Raw genomic sequence first — 15791 nt, forward strand, 5'->3', positions numbered from 1 at the left:
TAGTTATCTAGCTACTCTACCTGAAGAATCTCCACCCATTAATTTCTTAACTTCATCAATACTTGATAAATTAGCATCTCCTTTTATGGTATGTTTTAAACAAGAAGCTGCAACAGCAAAATTCAATGCTTTTTGATCGTCTCCTTTATATTCTAATAAACCATAAATTAAACCTCCCATAAATGAATCACCTCCACCTACTCTATCAACAATATCAGTTATTTGATACTGTGGCGATTCAAACAATGTTGTGCCATCATATAAAACACCAGCCCATGTATTGTGTGAAGCAGAAATAGAACCTCTTAAGGTAGTAATTACCTTTTTAGCACGTGGGAATTTTTTTAACATTTGATCACAAACAGATAAAAATGCTTCACCTTTTACATGCTCTCCTTGAGTAGTAATATCAAGACCTTCTGGTTTAATACCAAAATGTTTTTCAGCATCTTCTTCATTACCTAAAATAATATCACAATATGAAGTTAATTCTGTCATTATCGCCTCACGATCACCTCCATATTTCCATAATTTTTGACGATAATTTAAATCTGTTGAAATGGTAAGTCCCATTTCACTGGCAACTTTTACAGCTTCTAAACAAGCATCAGCAGCTCCTTGAGAAATTGCTGGCGTAATACCTGTCCAATGAAACCAATCTGACCCTTCAAAAACCTTGTGCCAATCAATCATACCAGGCTCAATTTCAGCTATTGCCGAATGTTGACGGTCATAAACCACTTTACTTCCTCTATTTACAGCACCAGTTTCTAAAAAGTAAATACCTAAACGATCACCACCCCAAATAATATTCTCACAATTCACACCTCTTTTACGCATTTCCATCATGGCACATTCGCCAATATCATTTTTAGGTAAACGAGTAACAAAATCTACAGGCACACCATAATTAGCTAAGGAAACAGCTACGTTTGATTCACCACCTCCATAAATAACATCAAAAGAGTTTGCTTGTGAAAATCTTAAAAATCCGTGTGGAGCCAATCTTAACATGATTTCTCCAAAGGTTACAACTTTTTTCATTTTTTTAAATTTAATTAGTATAATTTGAACTTGCTTAAACGTTTAACCAAATATTTAAAATAAAATCAAAACCCTAGCAGTGACTAAAAATTTTGATTATATAAACAAAAGGTATTACATTTGCTTAAACGTTTAAGCAAATATATAAAATATTAATGAAAAAAAAGAAAACCACGATAAAAGATATTGCTAACGTTTTAAATATATCTGCTGCTGCAGTTTCTAAAGCTTTACATGATGATACTCGTATTAGTGATAAAACAAAAAAAGCAGTTAAACAAGTTGCTGAAAATCTAAATTATCAACCCAATCATCTAGCAAGTGCATTAAGAAGTGGTAAAAGTAAATTGGTTGGCGTTATTGTTCCCAGAACAAACAGTAATTTCTTTTCATCAGTACTACAAAACATTGAGGAAGTATTAAATAAAAAAGGATATAATATTATTATAACACAATCTAATGAATCTTACAAAAAAGAATGTGATAATATAGATACCTTACTTTTCACACAAGTTGATGGTATTATTGCATCTATGGCAAATGAAACTGTTGATTTAAGTTATTACGAAAAGGTAAAATCAAAAGGAATTCCCTTAATATTATTTGATCGTGGTGAGAATGATTTAAATGTTGATTATATTGGTATTAATGATTATGAAAGTAGCCATTCTATTGTTGAACATCTTGTAAATAATGGCTGTAAAAGAATTGCTCATATTGGTGGATATAAACGTACAAGAATCTTTAATAATAGAATTAGAGGTTATATTGATGCTCTTAAAAAATACAATTTACCTTTAGATACTGAATTACTTACCGAAAGTGGTTTAACCATTAAAGACGGTAGAGAAATGATGCAGCAATTGCTGAATTTAAAAGAAAGGCCAGATGCCGTTTATGTTGCCGGAGACTATGCTGCTTTAGGTGCTTTACAAGTTTTAAATGAAAACAACATAAAGATACCAGAAGAAATTGCTTTAGTGGGTTTTGGTAACGAACCCTTTACAGATATGGTTACTCCAAGAATAACAAGTGTAAAACAACATAGTGAAGAAATAGGAAAACAGGCTGCACTTGCATTTTTAAAATACAACAAAGACGAAGTTGTACACCAAACATTAAACAAAATTATTTTAAATGCAGAATTAATTGTTAGAGATTCTTCAAATAAAAAAGCCCTTCTTAACTAAAAGAAAGGCTTTTTAAAATTCTAATTTAACAATGTTACGTTATATTCCTAAAGCTTGACCTCCACCAATTTGGATAGTTTCTGCTGTTAAAAAAGAGGCATCATCACTCGCTAAGAACGAAACAACTGATGCTACTTCTTCTGGCTGACCTAATCTTCCTAATAAAATACTATTTTTCCATGTTGCAAAAACTTCTGGCTTAGTAGATTTTATTTGAGCATGGAAAGGCGTATCAATTGTACCTGGAGATACTGCATTTACTCTAATTCCATATTCTGCCAAATCTTTAGCTAATGCTCTAGTTATTGCATGTACGCCTGCTTTTGAAGTACCATAAATACCTGCACCTGGTCCACCAGCATTCCAACCCGCATTAGATGTATAGTTAATTATTGAAGCATTCTCTCCTTTTTTAAGGAAAGGAATAGCTGCTCTTGAAGCAAAAAATACTGAATCAAGGTTTAAAGCCATAACAAATCTATAAAACTCAGTTGTCATTTCTTCAAATCTAGATCTTCCACCTAAACCACCTGCATTATTAACAAGTACATCAATTCTACCGTACTTTTCTCCAATTTTGTTGATGTTTGAAGTTACTTCATCTTCATTAGTAACGTCAAAGCCATAATATTCTGCCGTAATTCCTGCAGAAGTCAACTCTTCAACACATTTAGCTCCTGCCTCATCTTCAATACCGTTTAAAATTACGATATAGCCATCTTTTCCTAATCTTTTTGCTACTTGAAAACCAATTCCACCTGTCGCTCCTGTTATTACAGCAACTTTTTTGTTTAAATTACTCATTTTATAAAATTTTAAATTTTTAATATTTTTATTTTTCTACTGATTCAATATTTCTTGCGAAATAATAAATTGCTCCAACTCCAAGTGGTACAAATACTGCAATTGCAACAAACACTGGTGTATAAGAAAATTTTTCTACTACTATAGGAACTAAAAAGTTCATTATAATAACCGAAGATACCCCAATCATTCCTCCCAATCCCGCTAATGACCCTACAGATTTACCGCTAAAAAAATCACTTGGTAGAGTTTGTACGTTACTAATTGCAAATTGAAATCCGAATAAAACAAAGAATACTATTGCAACAAATTTTTCAGCAGTATCACCAATAAGCACAGTTGCAATTAAACCTAATAACATAATAATACCACCAATAAATATTGTTGTTTTTCTACCTTTATCTATTGAATTTGTTTTCGCAATAATTTTTCCAGAAACAAATCCTCCTGCAATACTGCCAATAGCAGCACCAACATAAGGTACCCATAAGAACATACCTACTTCTTTAACATTAAAACCATATACGTCAAAAAGATAAATAGGCATCCAACCTACGAACAACCACCAGATTGGTTCTAAAAAGAAACGACCAACAACTACTGACCAAGACTCTTTAAAAGAAAGAATTTCCTTTAAACTTTTACCTTTGGTCTCTTCTGTTGCATTTTGATCTGCTAAACTTTGTCCTTCAGTAATATATTTTTGTTCTTCTTTAGTAATCCAAGGATGTTTTTTCGGGCCTGCTTTATTAATTAACAACCATGGAATAATCCATAATAAACCAAATGAACCTACAACAATAAATGTAGTTCTCCATCCATAAGCAACAAACAACGTAGCAATCAGGAGTGGAGCAATTACAGATCCTATAGAAGCACCTGCATTAAACAAACCTTGTGCAATTGCACGCTCTTTAATAGGAAACCATTCCGCATTACTCTTGACAGCTCCTGGCCAGTTACCTGCCTCAGAAATTCCTAAAGTACTACGAAAGAATAATAAACCACCTAAACCCCGTACTGTAGAATGCAGTAATGATGATAAGCCCCAAATACCAATGGAAAGTACATAACCTATTCTCGTTCCTACTTTGTCAAATAATTTTCCTGAGAAAAGTTGCCCTAAAGCATAGAATACCATAAAGATATTTAAGATAAAAGCATAATCTTTTTTGGTCAAACCTAAATCTCTTGAAATAGAGTGTTCTTCAACTCTCAAAACTTCAAATACATTTATTTTCTGAGTAATGACACTATTTTTTATTGCAGCAACTAGCTGCTTGGCCGCATCATCCTGATCTATCTTTCCTCCACCTTTAATTGCCAAGAGGTTTTGCTCAATAGTATTATTTTCAATCTTTGTAAGTGCACTTAAATGTTTTACGATACTATCTTGATCAAAAGATTCTTTTTTAAGTTGATTACTCAAATAACTAACAATACTATCCTGATCTACAGTAGAATCTTCAACTGCTTTAACTAGGTTAATAACTGTTTCTTTCTCTTCTGTACCCCCTCCCCACATAATTGCGAGTGCACTTCTATCAATATAGTTTACTACTGTAGCCAAAAATATTAGCCCAATAATTACCCATCTTAAACCTTTTACTTTCATGTGTGTACTTTTTAGTTTGAATTCCGTAAATCTATATTAAAATCAGGCCAATATGTGCCTCACTTTTATTCCTCTTTACCATTGTAACAATACTGATACAATGCCTTAAAATGATCTTTCATTTTTTGTTTTGCAAATTTCGGGTTTTGACTTTCAATAGCCTTATAAACATCAAGATGTTCTTGAATTGCTAAATGAGCTTGATTTTCATCACAAACATGATATTTTGCAAAGTTTGTAATAATCTCTGGTGTTATAATTAACATTAATGTATTTAAAGTGCTATTACCACTCGCTTTAGCAATTGATAAATGAAATAACAAATCTTCTTGAACAGCATTTTTACCTTCTAAAACTTTCTTACTGTATGCATCCAGTGCCTCTTTTATTTGCTCTAAATCCTTCTTTGATCTTCTAGTTGCCGCTAATCCTGCCGTTTTCAATTCTAACAAAATTCTCGTTTCCACTAACGATTTGAAATCTGGTTTTTCTAAGCTCACAATATCATCGATCATTCCATTCATAGCAGTTACACCAATGTTTGCCACGAATGTTCCACTTTGCGGAATTGATTTTAACAAACCATAAAACTCTAATTTCTGTATGGCTTCGCGAACATTACTTCTTGTAACTTCAAATTTTTCAGACAACATACGCTCAGAAGGCAATTTTTCCCCTGGCTCTAGGTTCTTTAAATTTATAAAATCTCTTATTTTAGAAATAATAGAATTCTGTATCTCTTTATTTTCAATTTGTGTAATAACTTCTAACTTCATTTTAAACTTTTAATTGGTTAACCTCATTCAATCATTAAATATAAAAAAAACGTTGTAATAGGTTAAATTTAATTTTCTATTTAATGTTTTGACTATGCTAAGAACATTTCTTGACTGAATCTAAACACTGTTAACTCAAATAAATACTCTAATAATTTTTATTCATCCGAAGAAAAATAGAGCGAAAGATATTTTTGCACTCTTTTTTCTTTTACTATTAGTCACTTTCTTTTTTAATTGACTTCCTTTTTTAAGTACCTAATATTAATTGGTTATTTTGGTTTTCCAAACTGGTTAACCAGTTTGGAAAACCAAATATATGCTATTTTATGGTCTTAAAAAAGAAAAATATAAATTTTACTCTCTTATACAATCAAATCTTCTATAATAAGAGGGACTACAACCTTTAAAACATCTATTCATCAATTATAGCAGGATGAAAAGCATAAGGTGGAATATTTAACGAATCTTCACAAATTAATTACTTCCACTACATGACTAATTGAAAATTCAACTACTCCGAGTTCTGCATAGCTTACGATTTCGGGTGTTGTATATAATTATATATAACAATTAGTCATGTTACTTTCCACTTATCAAATTTTGTCCAAATAAGACCTTCGTCTTATTCTATGACCTATTACTTTTATTTATAAATTTTTGAGTACTAATGACTCACGGTTAAATCGTAATAATTGACTTTAGAAAAAGAACCTGCATCTTTTGTCACCAAATAATTACCTGCTTTAAAGTAATTTTCAAAAACACTCCATTTCTGAATGTGAATATCATCATAAACAACTGATTCAGTAGCATTCAATATTACTTCCATTTTGCCTTCAGTAACTTTTATTTCTAAGGTAAACTTTTTGAACCCCACATTCTCCTCAAATGTATAACCGTCATCATCTCCCCAAGCGTCTGTTTCTAATAACTCAGTATCAGAAGCATTTAAATCTTTCAATATTTTCGTTTTCACCCTAACTTTACCATCTGTCCAATAAATTTTTAGCATTGGCGGTGCATTATTATCTTTTTGGCCAATCAAATCGCGTTGTGTATTTGTTAGTCTACCATGAATTTGCATGATTATAACCCTATGATAATCTCCATCAGCGTCTTTTGATATTTCAGCTATAGACAAAGTTCCCTTCATACTACCACCTTGTTTGAAGGTCCAATTTGTATTATTACTACCTGGTACCATTTGTTCTCTTAACTCCGTTCTAGAATAAGATGAATTGGCTGTAGATGCTCCAGGGTATGTATAAAATACCAAAGCTCCATTTACCGAATCATTATAGAAAAACGGTTTTAAAACTTCATTAGTAGCATAATTCAAAATTTCAGGTGGTTTAACCTCCGTCGGGTTGCCAATGGGCAACGTTACTTTCCAATTATTTAAATCTATTCCTGGTAATACATAGGTGTCATCTACTGGTTCTTCAACTACAACTATAACCTCGTCTTCAACTATCTCTTCTATTGGATCGTCGTTTTGCTGACAACCAACTGCAATTACAAAAAGCAATACAATCACAGTTACTACTTTAAGATATTCTATTTTAAATTGTTTTGACATGAACATATTTAATGACTTACCTCAAGTTCGTAATACCTAACTTTAGAAAACGACCCTTCATCTCTAGATTGAAAGTAGTTACCTGCTTTAAAATAGTTTTCAAAAATACCCCAGCGTTTCATATGAATACTTTCGTAAACCTTATATTCATTACCATTTAAAATGATTACCATTTTACCATCTGACACTTGAACCTCCAATGTAAACTTTTTAAAATCTACTTTTTGATCAAAATTGAAACCTTCATCATCACCCCATGCATCTTCATGCAAAATCTCTTCGTCAGTTGCGTTTAAATTTTTAAGCACTTTAGTTTTAACTCTAACTTTTCCTTTATCCCAATATATTTTTAACATAGGGGGAGCGTTATTATCATCTTCACCTATTAAATCACGCTGTTCATTGGTTAAACGCCCATGTATTTGCATAATAATGGTTCTATGATACTTACCGTCAGAATCCTTTGTGGTCTGCTCCATAGAAAGCTTACCTTTCATATTAGCACCTTGCTTAAATGTCCAATTGGTATTATTATCACCAGGCACCATTTGCTCTCGAAGCTCAGACCTAGTGTATTTAGTATTTGCCGTTTTTGATGCTGTAGGCATAGCATGAAATACAATTGCCCCTCTAGTAGAATCTATATACATAAAAGGCTTTGCAATCTCATTTGATGCAAAATCAATGATTTCTGGTGGCTCTATTTCATAAGGCTTTCCTTTTTCATTAGTTACTGGCAAAGTTACCTTCCAGTGACTTAAATCAATGTCTGGTAACCTGACTTTCTTTTTCTTCTTCTTTTTCTTTTCAACTTTTACATCCGAATCTGAAACATTGTTTTTCTGTGCTTGACAAGCTACGTTTACAGACAATAATGCTATTAGAATCATGCTTACTATACCTATTCGGAGGTTTTTCATATTATTATTAATTTATTCTACTGGATCTATTTTAATAATTTTTTATTAAAATCCCGGAGTAATAATATCTATATTATCAAAGAACACTTCATTGCTACCATCAACAGCATTTAACGCTCTAACATAAATTACAACTTTATTTGATGTTGCCTCAAATGTAAACGTACTCGTTGTAAATGTATCCTTCGTACTTGAAGCTTTAGAACTATTAAAGTCATTATCAATTACAAAATAAGCATCTGCATTGGCATTTCGACCAGCTTCTGTATTAATAACATCTTCACCTGCAATTTCATTATTTAAAATAAATACTTCAGAATTAATACCTACTGCTTCAGAGCGAGAATCAATTGTAAAAGTATATTCTACGCCTGCCTCAACTGCTACAACTTGATAGAGACGACGACATTTTTCATTTAACTTTACGCCTCGATCTCCTAAACCTGCAAATTTATTACCATCACCTGAAGAGCCCGGTTGCTCACTATCATCACCACAATTATCTTTAAGCCAACCATCTAAATCTGAATTAGACCAAATTGCTTTATAAGGACTATCTACAGTTTCACCAGCATTATTTTTTACAGTACTATTCGGCGTCATATCCCAAGCATCAGCATTATCATTTGTTTCGACCGTAAAATCATCGGCAGTACCATTTTGAACTATAGCCTTAAATGTAGCCTCTACACCACCAACTGGAACCTGTATTGTAATACTTTTAGATACACCTGCATCATTTGTAGTTGTTAAGGTAACATCATAAGTACCATTAGTTGCAAACGTATGTGAAGGATTAACCTCTGTAGAAGTATTTCCATCTCCAAAAGCCCAACTATGTGAAACTGCCAAAATTGAAGCATCCGTAAAATCTACAGTTAAATCAGTAGTAGAAAATGTAAAATCAGGAACTGTCGACAATACCAAACCTTCTATATTTTTAATTACAGAAACTTTAACACCCAAATAATTTGTTGCAGTTAGTGTTGCTTGATATGTATCAGCTGTAGCGTATATATGAACGGGATTAAAATCAGGATCATCTTCTGTATCCTCAGCGTCCCAGCCAATAGTATCTCCATCGCCAAAAGCCCATTCTAATGCACTAGCACCAGAGGTTAAATTTTCAAAAGTCACTTCAGAATCTATCATGGTAAAATTAAAGTCAACAAAAATTGGAGCTACCGAAGATGAGTCTACAGCTACCAAACCATCAGAACTTGTTGTGGTCAATTTAACATTATATAAACCCCCTTTTGCATAGGTATAATCTGGATTTGCATCAGTTGAAGTATTACCATCTCCAAAATCCCATAGGTACGAAGCTGCATCTGTCGAATAACTTCTGAATACTATGGACAAATTATCACTAGCTTTTGTACTTGTTGTAAAGAGTGTATTTGGCTGTATATTATTTACATTTCCTGTTGGAGGTACAAACTCTTCATAGCCACTATCGTAACATGACACAAGACCTAAAAACATAACAAAGAGTACAAAAACACTTGTATTGAATTTTTTAAATATTTTATAATTCATAATTCTAAATTTTAAACTTTATTATTGTTTCACTGATATATCAAATGCATCCAATCTACTCTCAACACCTGAGTTAGTTAATAAAATGATAACCGATTCATTATCCCCTGCTTCAAAGGTTATGGCATGCTTTTTAAACACATCAACTACTCTTCCTACATTGTTATCTGTTCTAGAGGCTATTATATTTGCTTCTAACTTCGCTTCTGCTAGCGTTGTAGCATTGGTACTCACTATAGATACGGTTACATCTCCAAAAGAATCTAAATTTAGAGCACTGAAATAAGTCAACACATACGTTGCCCCAGGCGTCACTTCAATTTCTTGATAACCAACTCTTGTACCATCTCCAGGAAATTTCGAAGCTTGTGTACCTTCAGGTAAAACGCCTTCAGATTTTGTATTAATCTGAAAAACGGATCCCCAATTAGCACTACTAGGTGCTCTCCAAGAATCTCTACCATCTCCTGACCCATCAAACAAAGTACCATCCTCAAAACCAGGCTCTCCTATTTCTGGTACTGGAATTGTTGGTATTACTTGATTAACTGTAATTGTTTTTTCAGTGTAAGCTGATTTACCAAGGTTATCAGTTACCGTTAAACCCACCGAATATTCTCCTGGGCCTGGAAAAGAAAAAACTAATTCTCGATCTTGTAGCGTTGCAGGTGGTAATGCAGCAATTTGATTTTCTAAATCAGATACATTTTGTAGTGTTTCATCTGAGAGACCTGCTTCAGCGGCGTCTAACTGTACTTGCAAATCAGCCATTTGAGCCTCTAATGCATCCACTTTAGCTTGATCACTTTCACATGGTATTTTAAATTCTAACTTCGAAATTGCATTTTCTAATGCCACAACCGCAGCCAATTCCCCATCAATAGATTGCTCTAAAATAGATACATCTTTATTAATTAAAGAAACGCCTTCTGCAGGAGTAATAGTCCATTCATAATTGGTACCATTTACAGCTAAATTAGAACCTGCTTGAAAGTTATAATCGTATTTAGCCCATAATTCAACATCATTACAGTCAAATTCTGAAGACACAACGTTCGTTACACTGTAAAATGGTGTTGGACCTGTAATATCTTCCAAATCGCCAATATTAGCTAAATCGTCGTTGATACAAGAAGTTAAAGATACCAATGCACCTAAAACTATATATTTTAAATTAAACAAATATTTATTCATAATTATTAGATTTTAGTAACCGCTGTTCTGCGTATAAAAATTAGGTAAATTGTCCATTTCTCTTTGTGGAAAAGGAAGATATTTCTTTTCATTTGTATAAAACAAACTGTTTTGTTGCGAAAATCTTGTTAAAACATCATCAGCTTCACCAAATCTTATTAAATCATACAAACGTTGATTTTCGTATACAAATTCAACTCTTCGCTCATCTAATAATTGTTGCTTGGTTAAATTTGCCACCTCTTCAAGACCTGCTCTTAATCTTACTTGGTTGAAAGCATCGATAGCTCTAGAATCTGTAGTACTATCATCACCTCCTAAAATTGCTTCTGCATACAATAATAACACATCTGCATATCTTAAAACCACCCAGTCATTATCTCCAATCTCTCCTTCTGTTGGGAATTTAGCATTAAAAGTATCATTTGTTTCAACTGTTGGATTATAAGATAAAGCATCAATACTAGCATAGAATCTCACCGGTTGTAATTCTGGATTCATAACCTCTAAAAAATCTAGTGTCGCAATATTAATACCGTTAGATGGTCCTTGTAAAGTCATCGCAAAACTATGCGATTCTGAATCTGTTTCTACTTGATCGTTTAAACCACTATCACTAGTAACATAATTATCACTACTTACCAAATCATAAGCAATTGAAAAAACGACTTCATCATTAATTTCAAGAGCCGGACTATTTGACCATGAACCATCAAGTACCCCATCTGTGTACCCATCAGAAATTGCATTACCTAGTACATGACCATAATCTATAACTAAATTGGCATAGTATTCCGCATCTGTTAAAAGATCAACTGAATTATCCAAAGGGTCTGCATTGAATTCAAACTGTTCAGCATTACTTCTTTCTGTATAAATTAAATCATAATTATAAGCACCATTATTTTCCACAACCGAAGCTAATAAAAGTTCGGCTTCAGAATAATTAGGACTCGGCTGACTTAAATATGCTTTTGCAGCTAAACAAATAGCGGCTCCTTCAGACGGACGATATCTATTTTGATCTACACCATTTAAATATGCAATTGAAGTTTTAAAATCGGCTATAATTTTCTCGTAAACATTAGCCTCTGGTAATTGAGGATACTCTAAAGCTTCATCCTTTGTGATGTCTAAAACTTTATCTATATAAGGAATGTTCTGATAAGCTCTCACCAAATTAAAATGACATAAAGCTCTCATAAAATAAGCTTCCCCAACCGTATACTGTTGATTTTCTGGAGCTAAAAAACGATTATCAATAATTGTGTTTGCATGCTTAATAGTCGCCATGTTGTTCGAATAATAGGTGGCTACATCTCCATTATTTGGATCTACATTATAAGCATTAATTGCTGGGAAATTTCCATTTTCAGAATTCGCCCTTACATTATCAGATCTTAATTCTGTTAGTAGAAATTCGTTCGCCGGAACCTTTTGATACGCATCTAAAACTCCATTGGCCAACAATTCAAATCCGTTATCAGTTTGTAGTAACTCCTCTATTGAAAGAGCTGTAGGGTTACTAAGATCTAGTTCTTCCTCACAGCTTGCAAATAAAGCTACAAAAGAAAAACAAACTATTATATTTTTATATCTATTCTTCATAATTAATTAAAATTGAAAGTTAATCCCTGCTGATATTGTTCTTACTACTGGGCCATCTCCTCTTTGATAGCCTGCTGTTAGTGGTGTATTAGCATTATCTGATGTTTGCCCGGCTGCTTCTGGGTTAAATCCTTCATAACCTTTAGCTGTAAAGTAAAGTAAATTTTCACCCGTAATATATATTCTAAGTCTATCTATATTATTCCTTGACGTAAATGATTCTGGTAAAGAAAAACCAAGTGTTATATTTCTTAAAGTTACATAAGAAGCATCCTGTATATGATCATTAGTAAATCTTCTATGGACCGTTAAATCTCTATCCGGAAAATTAGCAACCTCATTTACAGCAGACTCACTAGCGTAATACAACTGATCTAAATCGGCAACTCTTACTTCAGCACCATGAGACCCTTGCCATTGAAATGAAAAATCAAATTCTTTTAGTCTAAAATCTGAATTGATTCCCCAAGTAAAGTCAGGATATGGACTCCCTAACTCCGTTCTATCTTCATCATCAATAATACCATCATTATTCAAATCTTTTACATAAACATCTGCAAAATCATTATTAAACCTATTAAATGGATTGTCTACCCACTCTAACGGAATCTCTTTTTCGTAAACCCAACCATAAAAAGAAGTTATGGGCTGTCCTACTCTAGCTATAAACTCTGTAGGTCTTGTATCTTGATCAATTCTAGAAATAATTTGGTCATTATTACCTAAACTTTGAACGGTATTTCTATTTAAAGAAAATTGTCCTGAAGCTAACCAGCTGAACTTTTCAGTAGAGATTATTCTAGAATTTAATTCTATTTCGACCCCTTCATTTTTAACCTCACCTATATTTTGCAACCAATTATCCGTTCCATAAACGCCAGGCACTGGGGCAAAAAGAATTAAATCTTTACTTGTTCTGGTATAATAATCTACTGCTAGATTTAAAAGGCCTCTACCAAAGGTAACATCTATACCAGGGTTAAATTCTATTAGTTTTTCCCAACCTAAATTTTGATTTGCCAAAGTCACCCCTTTAACTCCGGTCTGACCATTATACCCAATCGTACTGTAAGCCTCTTCAAATCTATAAAGTGATTCAAATATATTGTTAGATATTTCATTAGATCCAGAAATACCATAACTGGCTCTTAACTTTAAAAAGGTTACAAATTCACTTTCGGATAAGAAATTCTCTTTTGACAAAATCCAACCTACAGAAGCAGCAGGAAAGAAACCAAATCTCGAATTAGAACCAAATCTAGTACTACCATCTGTACGAGCAGATAATTGTACTAAGTACTTTTCATCAAAATTATAATCTAATCTTCCAAAATAGGAGACTAACTTATCAGTTCCATTGTCGGTATATGTAGTGCCTCCATCTGCAAGGGCAATATTATTATTGAAATCATTGGTATACCCTACGGCCTCAGATTCTTGTGTATAAAAATCTCTTTGTGTAAACTCAAACCCTAGTATGGTATTAAAATTATGTTTACCAAAGTCTTTCTTGTATTTAAGAAGTGATTCGAAAGCATATTGATTTAATTCATCTCTACCTTCTAATCTATATGACTCTTGTTCTCTATTTTCTTGTCCATATAAATAGTCCGCTTCATTTGCTTTATTATGTCTAAAAACAGTTGAAATCGTTTGTCTAAAATTAAGACCTTTTGCTAATTCAAAATCAAGATAAGAAGATGCGTTTAAACTCAATTTCTTTTTTGTTCTAGATCTTTCAAGAAAGTGTACTAATGGATGCACATTTTTTGTAGTTGATAACGTTAAACCACCAGAGGTTAAATTACTAACCAATGGAAGCCCTGTATTAGGGTCTCTAGCTATTGCTCTCGGATCATTAGGATCAACTGTAAACACATGATCAAAAGCTCTTGAAAACCCGTAACTACCAACACCTATATTTTCAAATTGAGCTCCCGCATCTCCAGGATCTGACTGTGTAATGTAGTTTAAATGATCTTCATTTAAGTAAAGAGGTACATGACCTAATTGTCTTAATGGATCTGTAAATCTTGCTGGTAGTTTGTCTTGATCGTTATAATTAACACGTATACTTGCACCGTACTTTATTTTTTTGTTTTTCGATTTACTATCAACCTTTATTCTAGCATTGTATTTCTTAAAATTATCGGTTAATGCAATACCTTCATCTTCAAGATACCCCAAAGATGCGGTGTAACTTGTTAATTCAGACCCACCTCTTACGGCAAATGAGTGACTTGTTATTACACCTCCATTAAAAATTTCATCTTGCCAATTTTTTTCACCACCTCCCAATGAAGCTATAAAATCCATGGCTTCAAGTTCTGCATAAGCTGAATTATAATCACCATTAATCCTATCATAGTTTTGACTGTCGGACGAAATTGAACTTACCACATCTTGTAAACCATCTAACCTTGACCTTTCATCACTTATTGAGGTATTAAAGTTATCGTTTTTATTAGCAAATTTGTAACCTGTAAATGTGTTGTAAGAAAATTTAGTTTGCCCAGAAACACCTTTTTTAAGTGTCACCAAAATAACACCATTCGCACCACGCGAACCGTATATTGCTACCGATGAAGCATCTTTTAAAACACTGATTGATTCAATATTATTATTATCAATAGAACCTAAAATATCAGCTTCTGTACCTAAAACAACACCATCAACAACAATTAAAGGTGATGATGAACCCGTAATAGAACCAGGCCCTCTTAACGTAATTTTAGGGTCTCCACCAGCTTCCGATGACGCTACTTGAATTCTTAATCCCGCTACTTTCCCTTGTAATGCATCTTCCACACGAGACACCGCAACATCCTGAAGGTCAGCACCAGAAACTTTGGTTAAAGCACTGGTTATATTTTTCTTTTTTTGATCTCCGTAGGCCACAATAACAACCTCATCCAATTGATTATTATCTTGAACTAAGGATACATTAATTGTTTTATTATCTGATACGGTAATTGTTTGAGAGACGTACCCAATAAATGAAAATTGAAGAATATCACCTTTTTTAGCTTCAATGGAATATAACCCATCAAAATCTGTAACAACACCTTTAACAGTGCTCACAATTAAAACCGTTGCTCCGGGGATTGGCAACTGATCTTTCGCATCTATAACTGTACCGGAAATTGTGTAATTTTCTTGTGCAAATAAGGTAACACCTACAAGCAAAGCTACAAACAGAGATAGTTTAGTTTTAAATTTCATATTGATTCTTATTATGTTCGTAATTATTTGATTAGTTAATTTTAAAAACCAATGAATAACTTTAAACTTTTACTTCAATACAAAAAAAACAATCTCTCTTTAGATAAATCAAAATTCTACATATCTTAATTTTAAAGTGGTTTTACACCAATTAAAAATAATTAGAAATAAAACAAAAATTAAATCTATGTTTTATTTAATTGTAAAATTGTTCTTTTAATAATAGGCTTCAAATTACTTGCTGTTAAGTAACTGTAGTTATTTTGGTTTACCAAACTGACTAACCAGATTGGTAAA

The 15791-nt window shown here is 32.8% G+C and carries 11 protein-coding genes; 1 reads left to right on the forward strand and 10 read right to left on the reverse strand.

Translation table 11 applies throughout. From position 1 onward, the window contains the following. Positions 1-3: 3 nt before the first annotated feature. Complete coding sequence (locus tag JBL43_RS18295; RefSeq protein WP_117879754.1) at positions 4-1044, reverse strand: sugar kinase; 1041 nt, start codon at positions 1042-1044, stop codon at positions 4-6. Between the two features lie 155 nt (positions 1045-1199). Here JBL43_RS18295 and JBL43_RS18300 point away from each other — a divergent pair, with 155 nt between their 5' ends. Further along, positions 1200-2234 (forward strand): LacI family DNA-binding transcriptional regulator, encoded by a 1035-nt coding sequence (locus JBL43_RS18300; RefSeq protein WP_117879755.1) that lies wholly within the window; start codon positions 1200-1202, stop codon positions 2232-2234. Between the two features lie 39 nt (positions 2235-2273). Here JBL43_RS18300 and JBL43_RS18305 read toward each other — a convergent pair whose 3' ends face one another. The 9 genes from JBL43_RS18305 to JBL43_RS18345 form a co-directional block, all read right to left on the reverse strand. Further along, positions 2274-3038 (reverse strand): SDR family NAD(P)-dependent oxidoreductase, encoded by a 765-nt coding sequence (locus JBL43_RS18305; RefSeq protein ID WP_117879756.1) that lies wholly within the window; start codon positions 3036-3038, stop codon positions 2274-2276. 28 nt (positions 3039-3066) lie between these two features. Further along, positions 3067-4653: an MFS transporter gene (locus JBL43_RS18310; RefSeq protein WP_233098828.1), complete on the reverse strand. Its 1587-nt coding sequence runs from the start codon at positions 4651-4653 to the stop codon at positions 3067-3069. Positions 4654-4718: 65 nt separating this feature from the next. Beyond that, positions 4719-5429: a FadR/GntR family transcriptional regulator gene (locus tag JBL43_RS18315; RefSeq protein WP_117879757.1), complete on the reverse strand. Its 711-nt coding sequence runs from the start codon at positions 5427-5429 to the stop codon at positions 4719-4721. A gap of 667 nt (positions 5430-6096) precedes the next feature. Continuing rightward, positions 6097-7011, reverse strand: coding sequence for a polysaccharide lyase family 7 protein (locus JBL43_RS18320; protein ID WP_117880236.1), 915 nt, complete (start codon positions 7009-7011; stop codon positions 6097-6099). Between the two features lie 8 nt (positions 7012-7019). After that, complete coding sequence (locus tag JBL43_RS18325; protein ID WP_117879758.1) at positions 7020-7931, reverse strand: polysaccharide lyase family 7 protein; 912 nt, start codon at positions 7929-7931, stop codon at positions 7020-7022. Positions 7932-7976: 45 nt separating this feature from the next. Continuing rightward, positions 7977-9470 (reverse strand): PKD domain-containing protein, encoded by a 1494-nt coding sequence (locus tag JBL43_RS18330; RefSeq protein ID WP_117879759.1) that lies wholly within the window; start codon positions 9468-9470, stop codon positions 7977-7979. 21 nt (positions 9471-9491) lie between these two features. After that, a complete protein-coding gene (locus JBL43_RS18335; RefSeq protein ID WP_117879760.1) occupies positions 9492-10664 on the reverse strand; it encodes a hypothetical protein in 1173 nt (390 codons plus the stop codon). 12 nt (positions 10665-10676) lie between these two features. Next, positions 10677-12272 (reverse strand): RagB/SusD family nutrient uptake outer membrane protein, encoded by a 1596-nt coding sequence (locus JBL43_RS18340; protein ID WP_117879761.1) that lies wholly within the window; start codon positions 12270-12272, stop codon positions 10677-10679. A 6-nt stretch (positions 12273-12278) separates the two neighbouring features. Continuing rightward, positions 12279-15494 carry a SusC/RagA family TonB-linked outer membrane protein gene (locus JBL43_RS18345; RefSeq protein ID WP_117879762.1) on the reverse strand — a complete coding sequence of 1072 codons (3216 nt, stop codon included), beginning with the start codon at positions 15492-15494 and terminating at the stop codon, positions 12279-12281. Between the last annotated feature and the right edge of the window lie 297 nt (positions 15495-15791).

The sequence above is a fragment of the Aureibaculum flavum genome (assembly GCF_016406085.1).
GTDB lineage: Bacteria > Bacteroidota > Bacteroidia > Flavobacteriales > Flavobacteriaceae > Aureibaculum > Aureibaculum flavum.

Coding starts and splice junctions, on each gene's coding strand:
- JBL43_RS18305 (WP_117879756.1), bottom strand. CDS start 3,038: ATGAGTAATTTAAACAAAAAAGTTGCTGTAATAACAGGAGCGACAGGT.
- JBL43_RS18295 (WP_117879754.1), bottom strand. CDS start 1,044: ATGAAAAAAGTTGTAACCTTTGGAGAAATCATGTTAAGATTGGCTCCA.
- JBL43_RS18300 (WP_117879755.1), top strand. CDS start 1,200: ATGAAAAAAAAGAAAACCACGATAAAAGATATTGCTAACGTTTTAAAT.
- JBL43_RS18325 (WP_117879758.1), bottom strand. CDS start 7,931: ATGAAAAACCTCCGAATAGGTATAGTAAGCATGATTCTAATAGCATTA.
- JBL43_RS18335 (WP_117879760.1), bottom strand. CDS start 10,664: ATGAATAAATATTTGTTTAATTTAAAATATATAGTTTTAGGTGCATTG.
- JBL43_RS18310 (WP_233098828.1), bottom strand. CDS start 4,653: ATGAAAGTAAAAGGTTTAAGATGGGTAATTATTGGGCTAATATTTTTG.
- JBL43_RS18315 (WP_117879757.1), bottom strand. CDS start 5,429: ATGAAGTTAGAAGTTATTACACAAATTGAAAATAAAGAGATACAGAAT.
- JBL43_RS18330 (WP_117879759.1), bottom strand. CDS start 9,470: ATGAATTATAAAATATTTAAAAAATTCAATACAAGTGTTTTTGTACTC.
- JBL43_RS18340 (WP_117879761.1), bottom strand. CDS start 12,272: ATGAAGAATAGATATAAAAATATAATAGTTTGTTTTTCTTTTGTAGCT.
- JBL43_RS18345 (WP_117879762.1), bottom strand. CDS start 15,494: ATGAAATTTAAAACTAAACTATCTCTGTTTGTAGCTTTGCTTGTAGGT.
- JBL43_RS18320 (WP_117880236.1), bottom strand. CDS start 7,011: ATGTCAAAACAATTTAAAATAGAATATCTTAAAGTAGTAACTGTGATT.